This is a genomic window from Synechococcus sp. BDU 130192, from assembly GCF_963876085.1.
Classification (GTDB): Bacteria; Cyanobacteriota; Cyanobacteriia; order Cyanobacteriales; family MRBY01; genus MRBY01.
On sequence record NZ_CAWNNO010000033.1, the window covers coordinates 92,264 to 106,215 of the forward strand.

At 49.3% G+C, this 13,952-nt stretch carries 13 protein-coding genes; 7 read left to right on the top strand and 6 right to left on the bottom strand.

The features are described from left to right. Positions 1–13: 13 nt before the first annotated feature. Together AACT35_RS09020 and AACT35_RS09025 are read left to right on the top strand one after the other, a co-directional pair. Positions 14–877 carry a shikimate dehydrogenase gene (locus tag AACT35_RS09020; protein WP_099240646.1) on the top strand — a complete coding sequence of 288 codons (864 nt, stop codon included), beginning with the start codon at positions 14–16 and terminating at the stop codon, positions 875–877. Positions 878–1,058: 181 nt separating this feature from the next. Then, positions 1,059–1,646, top strand: a complete 588-nt coding sequence (locus AACT35_RS09025) for a hypothetical protein (protein ID WP_339374605.1) — start codon at positions 1,059–1,061, stop codon at positions 1,644–1,646. Between the two features lie 11 nt (positions 1,647–1,657). On the opposite strand, the gene AACT35_RS09030 is transcribed toward AACT35_RS09025, so the two are convergent. The 4 genes from AACT35_RS09030 to AACT35_RS09045 all read right to left on the bottom strand — a co-directional run bounded on the left by AACT35_RS09030 (position 1,658) and on the right by AACT35_RS09045 (position 5,142). Next, complete coding sequence (locus AACT35_RS09030; protein WP_012307344.1) at positions 1,658–2,293, bottom strand: L-threonylcarbamoyladenylate synthase; 636 nt, start codon at positions 2,291–2,293, stop codon at positions 1,658–1,660. A gap of 156 nt (positions 2,294–2,449) precedes the next feature. Continuing rightward, complete coding sequence (locus tag AACT35_RS09035) at positions 2,450–3,313, bottom strand: metal ABC transporter permease (RefSeq protein WP_099240648.1); 864 nt, start codon at positions 3,311–3,313, stop codon at positions 2,450–2,452. Beyond that, on the bottom strand, positions 3,310–4,110 hold the full coding sequence (locus tag AACT35_RS09040; protein ID WP_030007490.1) for a metal ABC transporter ATP-binding protein: 801 nt from the start codon (positions 4,108–4,110) through the stop codon (positions 3,310–3,312). The genes AACT35_RS09035 and AACT35_RS09040 overlap by 4 nt, the downstream gene beginning before the upstream one ends. Positions 4,111–4,164: 54 nt before the next feature. Beyond that, on the bottom strand, positions 4,165–5,142 hold the full coding sequence (locus AACT35_RS09045) for a metal ABC transporter substrate-binding protein (RefSeq protein WP_099240651.1): 978 nt from the start codon (positions 5,140–5,142) through the stop codon (positions 4,165–4,167). Between the two features lie 199 nt (positions 5,143–5,341). On the opposite strand from AACT35_RS09045, the gene AACT35_RS09050 reads away from it, so the two are divergent. After that, positions 5,342–5,800, top strand: coding sequence for a tetratricopeptide repeat protein (locus tag AACT35_RS09050; RefSeq protein WP_158227978.1), 459 nt, complete (start codon positions 5,342–5,344; stop codon positions 5,798–5,800). A gap of 10 nt (positions 5,801–5,810) precedes the next feature. Here AACT35_RS09050 and recJ read toward each other — a convergent pair whose 3' ends face one another. Both recJ and AACT35_RS09060 read right to left on the bottom strand, forming a co-directional pair. Next, positions 5,811–8,096, bottom strand: a complete 2,286-nt coding sequence (gene recJ, locus AACT35_RS09055; RefSeq protein ID WP_099240657.1) for a single-stranded-DNA-specific exonuclease RecJ — start codon at positions 8,094–8,096, stop codon at positions 5,811–5,813. A gap of 111 nt (positions 8,097–8,207) precedes the next feature. After that, complete coding sequence (locus AACT35_RS09060) at positions 8,208–8,879, bottom strand: J domain-containing protein (RefSeq protein WP_099240660.1); 672 nt, start codon at positions 8,877–8,879, stop codon at positions 8,208–8,210. A gap of 144 nt (positions 8,880–9,023) precedes the next feature. On the opposite strand from AACT35_RS09060, the gene AACT35_RS09065 reads away from it, so the two are divergent. The 4 genes from AACT35_RS09065 to AACT35_RS09080 all read left to right on the top strand — a co-directional run bounded on the left by AACT35_RS09065 (position 9,024) and on the right by AACT35_RS09080 (position 13,904). Further along, entirely contained in the window at positions 9,024–10,280 is a 1,257-nt protein-coding gene (locus tag AACT35_RS09065) for an MgtC/SapB family protein (protein ID WP_062434607.1), read from the top strand. A gap of 345 nt (positions 10,281–10,625) precedes the next feature. After that, positions 10,626–10,802 carry a 30S ribosomal protein S21 gene (rpsU, locus tag AACT35_RS09070; RefSeq protein ID WP_012307353.1) on the top strand — a complete coding sequence of 59 codons (177 nt, stop codon included), beginning with the start codon at positions 10,626–10,628 and terminating at the stop codon, positions 10,800–10,802. A gap of 142 nt (positions 10,803–10,944) precedes the next feature. Then, positions 10,945–12,051 (top strand): nicotinate mononucleotide-dependent phosphoribosyltransferase CobT, encoded by a 1,107-nt coding sequence (cobT, locus tag AACT35_RS09075; RefSeq protein WP_099240665.1) that lies wholly within the window; start codon positions 10,945–10,947, stop codon positions 12,049–12,051. Positions 12,052–12,173: 122 nt separating this feature from the next. Continuing rightward, positions 12,174–13,904: a diflavin flavoprotein gene (locus tag AACT35_RS09080; protein WP_099240853.1), complete on the top strand. Its 1,731-nt coding sequence runs from the start codon at positions 12,174–12,176 to the stop codon at positions 13,902–13,904. Positions 13,905–13,952: the final 48 nt, after the last annotated feature.

A 13,952-nucleotide genomic window follows, 5' to 3' on the forward strand; every position in this document is an offset into this window, starting at 1 on the left:
ATTAAGGTGAATCATGAAAATTCTTGGCACAACAAAACTCCTCGGTGTGATTGGGGATCCGGTTAAACATTCCTTCTCGCCGATCATGCAGAATGCGGCGATCGCCGAACTGGAAGTGGATTATGTTTATCTCGCGTTCCCGGTGGCGGCGGCGGCTCTAAAAGCGGCCCTGGATGGGTTTTGGGCGATTGATCTCCAAGGATTTAGCATCACCATTCCCCACAAACAGGCGATTATGGCGCACCTAGAGGCGATCGCCCCGGAGGCTGAACTGGTGGGCGCGGTGAATACCGTTTGGCGCACGGCAACGGGTTGGCAGGGGACAAATACTGATGTGGCGGGCTTTGTGGCTCCTTTGCAGGCGTTGGAACGGGACTGGTCGAACGTGACCCCGGTGATCCTCGGCAATGGCGGTGCAGCCCGGGCAGTGGTGGTCGGTTGTCATCAACTGGGTTGTCCGCAGATTCATGTGTTGGGGCGTGATCCCGAAAAATTGGCGCAATTTAGCGAAAGTTGGCAAAATACGCCCCTGGCGGGCAAGGTACAAACCCATCTTTGGGGCGATCGCCAACGGCTAATTCCCCAGGCCCAACTGCTGGTCAATGCCACCCCCATCGGCATGTTTCCCAAGGTCGATGCGTCCCCAGTCAGTGACGAATTGATGGCCAATCTTCCCCCAGGGGCGATCGCCTACGATTTAATTTATACACCTTCTCCTACCCAGTTTCTTAAACAAGCCCAGACCCAGGGCGCAGCAATTATTGACGGCAGTGAGATGCTCGTCCAGCAAGGGGCGATCGCCCTAGAAAAATGGCTCGGCCAACCGGTACCTGTCGATACCATGCGTCAAGCGTTACTTAATCATCTCGCTCGGTAAAATCAGAACCGGACAGATCTATCGGTTCCTCGATCAAAACTGCGTATGATAAAAGCATCTCCCTTGGCTAGGCCAGGGCCAACTCTCCCACTCTTCCTCGCCAGGCGCTCACAAAAGATAAATTCCCATGGGCCTATACAAAAGAGTCTATAGAATCCAGAGCATCAGTCCTTCTGACCTCGTGCTCAAACAAGGCATTGATAAAAACACAGCGATAATCCTTGCCTTCGTGCCAACCCTCGCGATTATTTTATGGCCAATTTCTGATTTTTTGGGCTATCGCTATGCCGTTTATCTTGTGGGGTTGTTTATCTATACTTTTATCTTTTTTCCCTTTTATCTGATGCCCTACGCTCGCTATCTAAAAGTAGATGCCGATGCGAACCAAATTATTTATTTAGAAGCCTATTTAATTCAACTCTTTAAGCGGGGCCGCCCTTGGTTTCAATTCTTGCCCCAACCCAAGGTTTACGCCCTCAAAATTCCCCAACTCAAAGCACTCCACGTTACTCAATATGACACCCTGCGTTTCTTGGGCAAAGGAGAAAAAATTCTCTTTCCAGATTTTAAATTCGATAATATCTACGAATTAACGCGTACAGTGGTGCGAATTTTTCCCCTCCTGGAAGCGGAAGTTTGGGTCAACCCTTGGGAAGGGAATTATGGCAATCCCTACACCTACCTCCGCCGTAAACTAAAAGGGGCAAATATCATGTTTTTAACGGGCAGTTCTGGCTCAGAGCTGTTGGGTGATGATGAGCAACTGTGAACGACAAGCTTTTATTTCCGCAGGTGAGAAGGCAATTCGATGTGGGGAATAATTTCCCGCAAATCATCAAAGGACACCAGACCAAAATTCAAAATGGTCGGTAAAGGTAAGTGACAATCAATGAGGGTAGTACGGATGCGTTCCTTGGCCTTACCGCCATCGATAATGAGTGAAACTTGTTGCCCAAAAAAGGCTTCAGCGGTTTTTGCATCATTTGCACGCATCTCACTCCCTAAACTTGCGGTGCCAGCGGCAATGGGAAAAGGAGCTTGGGCGGCGAGGTCGTAGATAAATTGGTCAGGACAGGACACAAAAACCTCACTATGACCAGCAGTTACCCCTTCGGCCAAGTTGTTGCGGTGGGGAAGAATGACGCTAATGGGATAGGGAAATTGATTGACGAGGGTTTGGGCTTCAGCACTGAGAATGCCGTATTCAGGTACTTTTGGGGGCGTTAAAAGAAGGGTCAGGGGCTTGCGGGGCTCCCAGCCTTTGAGTTCGTGGATCTGATTGGTCGCCTGGGGATTTAGGGCATTGGCAATGAGCAGATACACCACGTCGGTATGGATCACGACGACCTGCCCACGGTCTAGTTGTTCGATGATGGGGGCGATCGCCTGGGGAGATTTGGGCAAAAATGTTGCCATAGTAATTGCACCTAGCTATTTTTTCCATCCTAAGTGATGCAATTGCTGCATGATGCGTTTCTCGCATTAAAATATTTGATTTTTTGCATATCTAATCTAAATGGCAGCGAGGCTCGCCCTTTCTCAAGGCCAATGAACTGCTGGCAATATTCTTTCCTATGGCGAAGATTCCAGCGGTATCGAGGACTTGCCCTGGCTCAAAATGCCATATTTCGGCGCAAAAAACATCGCCAACACAAAGACAAGCGTCAGTAAAACCACGATCGCCCCCCCCGTCGAAACATCAAAGTGATAGCTCAAATAGGTGCCGAAAACACAGGAAAAAATGCTGCTCGCCGCGGAAATCCACAGCATATGGTCGAAGCGGTCTGTCAGTAGATAGGCGATGGAGCCTGGGGTCACGAGCATCGCAATGACGAGAATAATGCCTGCCGTTTGCAGGGCCGTCACGATGGTCAACGCCAGCACAGACAAAAGCGTGTAATACATCAGTCGAGTATTTAGGCCGATGGCTTTAGCGTGATTTGGGTCAAAGCAAAAGAGTAACAGATCCTTCCGTTGAATGAGGATCACTACCAAGGTTAGGGTGCCGGCGATCAAGGTTTGCACAATATCACTGTTGGAGATCCCAAGAACGTTGCCAAACAGAATATGGAAAAGATCGATATTACTGGGGATTTTCGTAATTAAGACCAAGCCGGAGGCAAAGAACCCCGTGAAAATCACCCCGATGACAGCATCTTCTTTGAGCCTTGTTTTTGACTTTACATAACCAATGGCCACAGTTGCGCCAAAACCAAAGATGAAGGCGCCAATGGCAAAGGGAATATTTAGGGCATAGGCCACCACGACTCCTGGAACGACGGCATGGGAAACAGCATCCCCCATCAGTGACCAACCCTTGAGGGTGATATAGCAGGACAACACCGCACAGACGAGGCCGACAAAGGCACTTACCCAAATGGCTTTGACGAGAAATCCATACTGTAGGGGTTCAATAATCCAATTCACTAAGCTCATTGATCTACTTCTTCTAAACTGTTGGGCTGCTGTTGGTAATGGGAGGATAATTTTTCAAGACTAGCGACGGGTAACCCCCCAAAGGTCATCACGAGGTTTTCCTCTGTGAAGGTATCGGCGGTATAACCTTCGGCGAGGACGGTGCGATTCAGTAAGATAGTGCGATCGCAGAACGTTGAGATCGAAGCAAGATCGTGGGTCGAGATTAAAATCGTGTGCCCCTCATCCCGCAACTGCACCAACAGATCGATGATGCTTTTTTCTGTTTTGATATCAACTCCCGTAAAGGGTTCATCAAGCAAAATAATTTTGCCTTCCTGGGCCAAGGCCCGCGCGAGGAAAGCCCGTTTTTTTTGGCCGCCGGAGAGTTCGCCAATTTGACGGTGACGGAATTCCACCAGATCTACCCGCTCTAGACTTTCCATCACTAAACGACGGTCTTTTTGACTGGGAATCCGCAGCAGATTCATATAGCCATAGCGACCCATCATCACCACATCAAACACGCTCACGGGAAAGTTCCAATCCACTTCATCGGCTTGGGGAACATAGGCCATCAGTTGTTTTTTCTGGGCCTGCTGCACCGACTGACCCGCAATCGTGACACGCCCCTGGGTCGGTTTCAAAAACCCCATAATCGATTTAAACAGGGTTGATTTGCCACAACCATTGGGGCCAACCAGGGCAGTGATGGTGCCTGGTTTGACGTGACAACTGGTGTTGTAAAGGGCGAGGCGGGTGTTGCTGTAGGTGACGCTGATATTTTCAACGGCGATTTCTGGGATTGGGTAAGTCATCGCATTTTACCGGGGTAGTGGGTTTAGGAAAGTCTGATTAGAGCGGGTTTTCTCCTACTGGGCTGTTCCCGCGAGGAGGCCATTGGCGATCGTCCGCACATCATATTCGAGGAGATCTAAAAATGTTGGCACTGGGCCATCGGGGGTTGAGAGGGAATCAACATAAAGGTTCCCCCCAAAGCGGGCGCCCGTCGCCTTAGCCACTTCTTTTTGGCCTTCGTCGCTGACGGTACTCTCACAAAAGATGGTGGGGACATCGTTAGCTTCAACTTGGGTAATAACGCTCTGGACTTGCTTGGGGGTAAATTGTTGTTCGGCGTTGATGGGCCAAATGTAGATTTCTTCGAGGCCATAATCCTGGGCCAGGTAAGAAAATGCGCCTTCACAACTGACGAGGAACCGCTGTGCTGCGGGAACAAGGTTGAGATCGGCTTCAAATTCGGCGGCGATCGCCTCTAGTTCAGCACTATAGGCGGCAGCATTGGCGTTATAGGTTGCCGCATTGTCTGGATCGAGTGCCACAAACGCTTGACGGATATTTTCGACATAAACCAGGGCATTTTTTGGCGACATCCAAGCGTGGGGATTGGGCTTGTCGGTGTAGGGGCCTTCGGCGATGGGAATCGGTTCAATGCCTTCGGTCACAATGACGGCGGGGACATCGTTGAGATTGCCTAAAAATTGCTCAAACCACCGTTCTAAATTCATGCCGTTATAGAGCAATAAATCCGCATCCTGGGCCCGCACGAGATCACTGGGGGTGGGTTCGTAGCCGTGGATCTCGGCCCCAATTCTGGTGATGGATTCAACGATTAATTTATCACCCGCCACATTCTGGGCGATGTCGGCAATCACGGTGAATGTGGTTAAGACTTTTTTGCGCCCGTCTGTATTACTAACCGTTGTTTCGTTATTGGTCGAAACATCACTATCGACTGGCGGAGCCGCTTGCTGGGTACAACCTACTAACCAAATGCCGCAGACAATACCGACGAGGCCAAGGGTTTGCCGCGGTAAGTTTATCCGAATCATGAAACAATTATGAAAAGATCGTAGCCAGATTATCTCATTTTCTTTTCATATTTGCCAAGGTTGCCCTCCTAAAAACTGCTTTTGTAAAGTTTCTTTACTATTCGTTCTGTAGGTACTGCATCGTTAAGCTAGAGGAGTGGCCATAGTTGCCGATATCTAATGGGTCGTCGAAAAATTTATGTTGAATGTTGTATTTGCAATGGTTTCAGAACCCCAATTTCCCGTCGTTTCAGAGGTAGTACCGCCCTTAGCCCAGAGTTTGGAGTTGCCCCCAACTGCCGCGGGGAAAGCAGCTTATCAGTCGGGGGTTGAGTTCCATGAACTGGCTGATTTTGACCAAGCGATCGCCGCCTACCAAAGGGCGATCGCCGTTGATCCGAATTTTGTTGATCCCTACATCAATTTGAGCTTGATCTATATCAGTATGGGCCAGTTAGACGACGCAGAAGCGTTGTTGCAGACGGTGTTGTCATTGCCAGATCACCCGGAGGAACCTGCAAGTATCCATGCCCTCGCCCATTACAACCTGGGCATTATTTATAGTCGCCAAGGGGACTCAACCCAGGCGTTGGCTCAGGTGAATCAAGCCCTGGCGATCGCCCCAAATTTTGACCAAGCCCAAACTTTCTACCAACAGCTACAGACTGCGCCGGAGTAAGCCTTGTGATTTAGACCGGAATTTTTTCGAGGGTGGCTTGGATAACGGCGAGGGGAGCCTGGGCAAAATACTGCCTTTGAAATTGCTCTTCGAGGATTGCCTGTTTAAATTGGGCAAAGGCTTCTGGATCAGGAGTAACGGTCGTCTGCTGAAAACGCACTTGTTCCCCTTGAATTTCAGCGACAAAGCCGACATTCTTTAAAGCCTTTAGACCGAAATCTAAGGGGCGATCGCCGCAATGGAGTTTTGCTTTCAGGTCAGCCAGGGAAACCGTTTGATCCTGGGCCAGTACATATTTTGCAATGCCAATCAAAGTTTTAAAACACTGTTCCGGAGTACGGGAAGTTGGGGAAGCATAGTGGAGGGCCAGGGGTTTCCCCGTGGCGATCGCCTGTTGATAATTCCCATAAAGTTCCTGCCAAGTGACAGGGCAATCCCTTTGCAACACATACTGATCCAAAGCTTCCTGGGGGAGAGACTGATGCCGAAAGTCGAGTAATGTTTGTGGAGCCGATTCGGCGGTGATCTTTGCGGTCGGCGCTACAGCCAAGAGACGCACAAAATATTGATCCTGGGCCTGGGCCTCTTTGCGGTCTAGCTCAACCACCACGTCCAGCCCCGCCCCCTGGGTCAAATCGTCGGGATGGCCGCCCCACCAAATGCCACTAATTTGATCCGTTTCATCCCAAAGCTCAAAGTTTGTCTTGAAATAATTCAGTTTGCGATTAAATTTGTCCCGCAATTTGCTAAATCCAGTCACCGTCAGACCACAGTCTTTGATCAATAGTTTTGGTTTGGGATTCCCCATCCCAAAGGGTTCTAGGCATTCTAAAGATTGAAATAATGATTCCCCCAGGTCGGCGATCGCCACCACAAGATCAACGGTGATTTCTCCCTGATTCGTTTCAATGGAACTCCCCCACTGTTGCCGGGCCTGTTGATTAATGGCTGTTTTAAACATCGCCAAATTTTCGGGCCGTATACTCAAACCCGCCGCAAAGGGATGCCCGCCAAAGCGATGCAACAGGTGACTTTGGGCTTGCACCAAATCATACAAATCGATGCCGTGGGCGGAACGGGCGGATCCTTTCCAGAGGTCTTGCTCTGAGTCGTAGGTTAAAAGAATGGTCGGGCGGCCAAAGGTTTGGGCAATTTGGCTGGCTACCAATCCCAGCACGCCCCCCTGCCACTGGGCATCACACAGCACTAAAACGCTCGTGGTCGATAAATCTAGGGTTTCGATCTGGGCCTTGGCCTGCTGGACGACCTTTTGTTGAATCTCTTTACGACGGGCATTGGCGAGTTCTGTCTGTTGGGCGAGGTAACCGCAGCGGCCCCGTTCACGACTGGTGAGCAGTTCCACACAAAAACTAGCATCCCCATAGATACGACTCACGGCATTAATCCGTGGCCCAATGCCAAAGGAAATATCGGTCGGGCGATCGCCGGTTTTATGGCAATTGTCGAGGAGCGCTTTAATGCCTGGATGGACGACAGTTTTCGGGTTTGTTTGTTTTTGCAGGGCTTGGATCCCCACCTGGGCCAGATAGCGACAATCTCCTTTGAGGGCCACTAAATCTGCAATTAAACCAATCGCCACGAGGTCTAAAAGATCAGTAACCGGCGGCCTCGTCGGATCCGGTAGAGTTTCTGATAAGGCCTCAACTAATTTATAGGCCACGGCAACCCCAGACAGATGAAATAGGGGATGATTTTCAGCAAAATAACGGGGATTAATAATCGATAAAACGTCGGGTCTGGTTTCTGGTAAAGTGTGGTGATCAGTAATAATTAGGTCAATATCAAGGCTCTTGGCGTAGGCAATTTCTGTGAGGTTTGTGCTGCCGGTATCGCAGGTAATAATTAAACTTGCGCCCCAAGTTTTCAGGCGGTCAATGCCTGGATTATTTAAGCCGTGGGATTCCGTTAAACGATTAGGAATGTAATAGGTTAATTGGGTTTCTTGGGAAAAAAATTGTCCTAATCCTTCCCATAAAACACTTGTTGCGGTGACGCCATCGGCATCAAAATCTCCCCAGATTGCGATCTTTTCGCCCCGTTCTTTCGCTTGTATCAAGCGGTGAATCGCCCGTTTCATTTCTTGGCCAAAGGCAAAGGCAGAAGTTGGCGCGTAAGCCTCTGGGTTAAGGAAGCCAGCCAAGGTATTTTCATCATTAAAGCCCCTTTGCCACAGGAGTTGGGCTAAATGGCGATCGCCTTTGCCATCGGTCAGGATTTCGACCCGCCGAATAAAAGAGTCCGGCACCTCTGGTGTTGCTAAAACCTGCCAATTCACTTTAATGCTTTTTCCTCTGGGTTTAATAGCTTGACTGTTAGATTTTACTCAATAGCCAATTACGGCAAAATTATATTTTTATAATTTTCAAGCTTCGCTTAGATTGATTTCTTATAATTGAGCGATCGCCTCCTGGGCCTGCCAAGAAAACTGGTCGGCACGGCGAAACATTTCCTGGCCACTGTGGAGGTATTCTTCATTGTAATTGAGGGTAAACCATTCCAATTGCTCTAGCCCGTCACCCAGATGATTTAAGCAATAATATAAATCCCGTGCGGCCCGCGCCACATTAGCTGGATTTGGCAACGATTGAAATAATTTTTGGGCCTGGTCTAAAATGGCTTGGCAATCTTCTAAATAGGTTTGGAACGTTGCCATCAGATCATCATCAAAAGGGTCGGCTGCCAACTCATCAATTTGAGCTTCTAGGGGCTTAATAATCTTTAAAATTGCCTGGTTTAACGGTCGATAAATGTGCTGTAACCAAACATCTAAATCCGTTTCCATGGTTTGGCGGGGGCGCACCGTTGTCCCCTGGGCCGAGCGAATTCCGCGATAGTTTGCCGCATCCCGACTGAGATCATACTGCTTGCGCTGGTGGGCATCCCCCAAGATTTCGTAGGCATGGTTCAGGGCCACAATGCGATCGCCGTTGGCAGTTTGACTTTTATCGCAGGTGTCTGGGTGGTATTGCTTCGCGAGGCGACGATAGGCGTTTTTGATCTCCTGCTGGGTGGCCTTCGGAGAAATGTTGAGCACTTTGTAATAATCTGGCGTTGTCATACTCCGAAATTCGCTGAAAATTGCGAGAAATTGCGGCGAGATTACGAGCTATGCTAACCGAAATTGGCGGCTGTTTCAGGCGTTTTTTAAATTTTTGTGACCCCTAAATGTGGGTAAGCTAAGGTTGAAAATTTGAGGAATGCGATGAATTTAGATGTGATTGTCGAGTTGGCGATCGCCTTAGCCTTGGGGGTGATTATTGGCCTAGAACGGGGCTGGCGCAACCGGGCCGACGATGAGGGTTACGGCGATAGCGGCCTCCGCAATTTTTCAATTTGTGGCTTACTGGGGGGAATTGCCGCTTTACTGGCGCAAAGTTGGGGATTTGGTATTCTTGTCGGCATTTTCCTCGGTTTAGCGGGTTTGGTGGCCACCTCCTATGTTTTAACCGCGAAAAAATCCGGTGATTATGGCAGCACGACAGAATTGGCCTTAATGATCACCTTTTGTCTGGGAGCCTTGGCCTTGAGTGGCTTTACCCAAGAGGCGATCGCCGTGGCGGTGGTGGTGGCCTGGATCCTGGGGGCAAAACCGGAACTCACAAAAACCCTCAATTGGCTCCAGCGCCAGGAATTAATTGCAACCCTCCAACTACTGCTGATTGCGGTGGTCGTGTTACCCCTTCTGCCCAACCAAGCCATGGGACCTTGGAATGCTCTCAATCCACGGGCGATCGGTTGGCTGGTGCTCTTGATTGCGGGGATTTCCTACATCGGTTACTTTGCGATTCGCATTTTAGGTAGTCAAGTCGGGCTGATGTTAACGGGCTTTTTTGGGGGGATTGCTTCCTCCACTGCCTTGACGGTTTCCTTTTCTCGCATGGCCAAACAACAACCCAGCGAAACCATTTCCCTTGCGGCTGGCATTGTCCTCGCCAATGGCATTATGGCTCCTCGTTTGTTGTTGGTGATTGCTGTGGTCAGCCAAACTCTGGCCTACAAGTTAGCGGCTCCTTTATTAATTTTGGGTTTGATTCCTGTGATTGCCGCAGTGGCGATCGCCCGTTGGAAAACCCAACCCCAGGACAGACCCCCCGCCGAAGTGAGCGTGAATAATCCCGTTGAACTGGGTTCTGCACTCCAATACACCGCCCTCCTGGTGATCTTGTCGCTGTTGGTGCGGTGGGCCCAGGAAGAATTTGGCGAACAAGGTATTTATCTCCTCTCTGCCCTCTCTGGCTTTGCCGATGTCGATGCCGTGAGTTTATCCCTCGCCAACGCGGTACAAGATGATCTACCCGAAAAAGTTGCCATGTACGGCATTTGGTTAGCCGTAACAGCCAATACCCTTGTCAAAGTAGGCTTCACCCGGACGATTGGGAATCCCAAACTCGCCTATTGGTGTGGCAGCATTATGTTGAGTGGTTTAATTGCCGGTTTTTTGGTATTGTTAGCAGTCTGAGTGAAATATTTTTTCCCATCAAGATTCACGAGCCTTTTGAATACCCCCTTTGGAGGTGGTGTACGGGACTTTAATTAAAGAATCAGCTTTATTGGCTGATAAACCTCGAAAAAACGACACTGATTACCGTGTTTTGATCCGGTGTTGACTTTCCTTAAGTGGCTTTCGATTAAGCTCATTTTTCTGAATGCCTCACCGGATAAACCTTGCAACTCCCCCCAAAAAGATCCTAAGATCGTATATCTGGCAGTTTGCCAAATGTTTTTCGAGGAAATGATGTAAAAAATCATTTGCCCGGCTCCATTCATTTCAATTAATAACATCACCAACAAAGGAGGATACCCTATGACCCAAGTGGTTGTTGGACAAAACGAAAATATCGAATCTGCATTACGTCGCTTTAAGCGTCAAGTTTCTAAAGCTGGTATTTTTGCTGATATCAAACGTCGTCGTCACTTTGAAACGCCCATCGAGAAGCGTAAGCGTAAGGCTGTGGCCCGTCGGAAGAAGCGTTTCCGCTAAAGAATTTCTGTCTTGGTTATTGAATCTTGATGTTCGGAAATATCACGAATAAGTAGGAAGATTAGGGGGATCATTGCGATTCTCCTAATTTTTTTAGGAGGGAAATATCGTTCTGGCTAGACTGAGGGCAAGAAAAGGCAACATGATCCGCATTTATACACAACAGACCCAGGGCCAGGCTTGGCTCAGTAACCACCAGCAAAAATCGGTCGTTTTCGCCTGTGGCTTGGGCTTTACAGATACGGCTTTAATTCCGAACATTTCCGCTGCCGGGGCCACCCCAGAGGCGCGCAAATATACGGCGATCGCCGATGCCGAATGTATTTGTCATGGTTTCCGAGAACAGGCAATTTATCCCCTGCCGCCGTTAATTGTCGGGGCGTCGCCGGCGATTTTATCCCGTGCTATTTTGCAGTATTATCAAATTCCTGCCTATTTATTTGACACAGGATTATGGCTTAAACCAGACAAAAATACCGTGGATTGTATTGATGTTGGTGGTCAAAAAGCAAGGTGTGTTTCGACAGGAAAGACCCTCGAATTTTCAACGGTGAACAAACTTTTCGAGCAAGGTTTAACCTGGGGCAAAAAACTAGCAACCCAATATCCAAATCATTTATTCGTGTTAGGAGAATGTGTAGTCGCAGGCACAACGACAGCCCTCGGCGTTCTGACCGGTTTAGGGTATGACGCCAACCAGAAAGTGAATAGCAGTTATATCGAATGTAACCACGATTTAAAGTGGCAAATTGTGCAAACAGGTTTAAAAAAAGCGAATTTAAACCCGAACCCTGATCCTTTTGCAGTGGTGGCCGCAGTGGGCGATCCGATGCAGATTTTCGTCGCTGGCATGGCGATCGCCTTAAGCAGGACTCAAGGAGTTTTGCTCGCAGGGGGAACACAAATGTTAGCGGTGTATGCCTTGATGGAACGGATTTGTGAGTTTCATCAGCTTGATTTTAACCCTGCAAATCTTGCAGTGGGAACGACACGCTGGGTCGCAGAAGATCCGACGGGGGACACGGTGGGTTTGGCCGAGTTAATTGGTGAAGTGCCTTTATTAGCGACGCAACTCAGTTTTCAAACTTCTCAATATTCACAACTGCAATCCTACGAACAGGGTTACGTCAAAGAAGGAGTCGGTGCGGGGGGATTGGCGATCGCCGCCCATTTGGCCTATGGCGCGACCCAGGCGGAATTGTTAGCGATGATTGAACGTACCATTGCCGCCTATCTCACAGCAAATTAAGGGATTGGGGCATTGAGTTTGCCAATTGGGGCGATAAATTTTACACATTGTTTTTGAATAGCGATCGCCCGCCGAAGTTTGCGATACTGGGATTTGAAGCACATTTTGATCCCCAAAATTTTATGGCCGTTGCAACACCCCCCAGAGATATCCAACCCTATTTGGTGAGTGATGACGTTCTGCTGCTGCGATCGCGCACCTGGGATCGCCTCAAGTTCGAGATTGAGTACGGCCTACAAAAGGGGACAACGGCCAATAGCTACCTGATCACTGGGGAAAAAACGGCATTGCTTGATCCCCCTGGGGAATCTTTTTCCGAGCTATTTTTAACAGAAATCCAAAACCGCACAGACCTAAGCCAACTGGATTACATCGTCCTCGGCCATACCAACCCCAACCGCTGTTTTACCCTCAAGGCACTGCTCAAACTTGCGCCCCAGGTGACGTTGGTTTGTTCTAACCCAGCGGCGATCGCCCTTAAGGATTTACTCAAGGATGAAACCCCCAAAGTGCAGATCGTTAAAAGTGGTGACACCCTCGATTTGGGCAAGGGTCACATTTTAGAATTTATCCCGACGCCGACTCCCCGTTTTCCCGGTCACCTCTGCACCTACGACCCCCAAGAGGAAATTCTCTTTACGGATAAATTTTTTGGCGCCCACGTTTGCGGCAATCAAGTTTTCGATGAAGGCTGGCAATTTTACGACGAAGACCGCCGCTATTATTTCGACTGTGTGATGGCTAGTTCCATCCGCCAAACCCTGGCTGGTTTAAGCAAAATCGAAGATATCCCTGCGAAAATCTATGCCCCTGGTCACGGCCCCTTAATCCGCTACAGTCGCCAGGAACTGTTTAATAACTACCGCCACTGGATCGAAAAACAGAAAAACGAACTGTCCGTGGCCCTCATCTATGCCTCTGCCTATGGGAATACGGCTACTGTCGCCCAGGCGATCGCCCATGGCATTTCCAAAGCGGGGGTGATGGTCGAAACCTTTAACGCCGAACATGCTGACCCAGAGGAAATTAAAGGGGCCATTTCCCGGTGCAGTGGCTTTGTGATGGGTTCCCCGACCCTCGGCGGCCATGCCCCGACCCAGATCCAAACGGCCCTAGGAATTGTCCTGAATAATGCCGATAAAAATAAACTGGCTGGGGTCTTTGGTTCCTTCGGTTGGAGTGGTGAGGCGATCGATCTCCTCGAAGGCAAATTTAAAGATGCGGGCTACCAAATGGGCTTCGAGCCAATCCGCGTCAAATTTAAACCTACGGCAGTGACCCTGAAAACCTGCGAAGAAACAGGGACAGACTTTGCCCAGGCGATTAAAAAAGCGGCTAAACGGCGGCAACCCAAACAAAATGTCGCTTCCACATCCCAATCGGACAACCTGGAACAAGCCCTGGGCCGGATTGTCGGTTCTCTCTGTATCGTTACAACCCAACAGGACAACCTTTCCGGGGCAATGCTGGCTTCCTGGGTTTCCCAAGCAACATTCAATCCCCCTGGCTTTACGGTAGCTGTGGCCAAGGAACGGGCGATCGAATCTTTATTACATAAAGGTACCAATTTTGTGATTAATGTCCTCCAGGAGGGGAACCATTTAGGGCTGATGAAACATTTCCTCAAACCCTTTGCCCCTGGGGAAGATCGTTTTGCTGGGGTGGCAACGGAAACGGCGGACAATGGCTGTCAAATCCTCACCGATGCCCTGGCTTATCTCGAATGTACTGTGGCGAATCGGCTCGAATGTGGTGACCATTGGGTGATCTATGCGACCACCGACAAGGGGCAAGTGCTGCAAAATAACGGCATGACCGCCGTCCACCACCGGAAATCAGGCACCCACTATTAAGGCTGAGGCGATCGCCTTTTAAAATAGGGTTCGGAGAATTTGACCGTC

Excerpts from the sequence above, each read along its gene's own strand:
- AACT35_RS09020 (WP_099240646.1), top strand. The coding sequence starts at position 14 with ATGAAAATTCTTGGCACAACAAAACTCCTCGGTGTGATTGGGGATCCG.
- AACT35_RS09030 (WP_012307344.1), bottom strand. The coding sequence starts at position 2,293 with ATGGCAACATTTTTGCCCAAATCTCCCCAGGCGATCGCCCCCATCATC.
- AACT35_RS09035 (WP_099240648.1), bottom strand. The coding sequence starts at position 3,313 with ATGAGCTTAGTGAATTGGATTATTGAACCCCTACAGTATGGATTTCTC.
- AACT35_RS09040 (WP_030007490.1), bottom strand. The coding sequence starts at position 4,110 with ATGACTTACCCAATCCCAGAAATCGCCGTTGAAAATATCAGCGTCACC.
- AACT35_RS09045 (WP_099240651.1), bottom strand. The coding sequence starts at position 5,142 with ATGATTCGGATAAACTTACCGCGGCAAACCCTTGGCCTCGTCGGTATT.
- AACT35_RS09050 (WP_158227978.1), top strand. The coding sequence starts at position 5,342 with ATGGTTTCAGAACCCCAATTTCCCGTCGTTTCAGAGGTAGTACCGCCC.
- AACT35_RS09060 (WP_099240660.1), bottom strand. The coding sequence starts at position 8,879 with ATGACAACGCCAGATTATTACAAAGTGCTCAACATTTCTCCGAAGGCC.
- AACT35_RS09065 (WP_062434607.1), top strand. The coding sequence starts at position 9,024 with ATGAATTTAGATGTGATTGTCGAGTTGGCGATCGCCTTAGCCTTGGGG.
- rpsU (WP_012307353.1), top strand. The coding sequence starts at position 10,626 with ATGACCCAAGTGGTTGTTGGACAAAACGAAAATATCGAATCTGCATTA.
- cobT (WP_099240665.1), top strand. The coding sequence starts at position 10,945 with ATGATCCGCATTTATACACAACAGACCCAGGGCCAGGCTTGGCTCAGT.
- AACT35_RS09080 (WP_099240853.1), top strand. The coding sequence starts at position 12,174 with ATGGCCGTTGCAACACCCCCCAGAGATATCCAACCCTATTTGGTGAGT.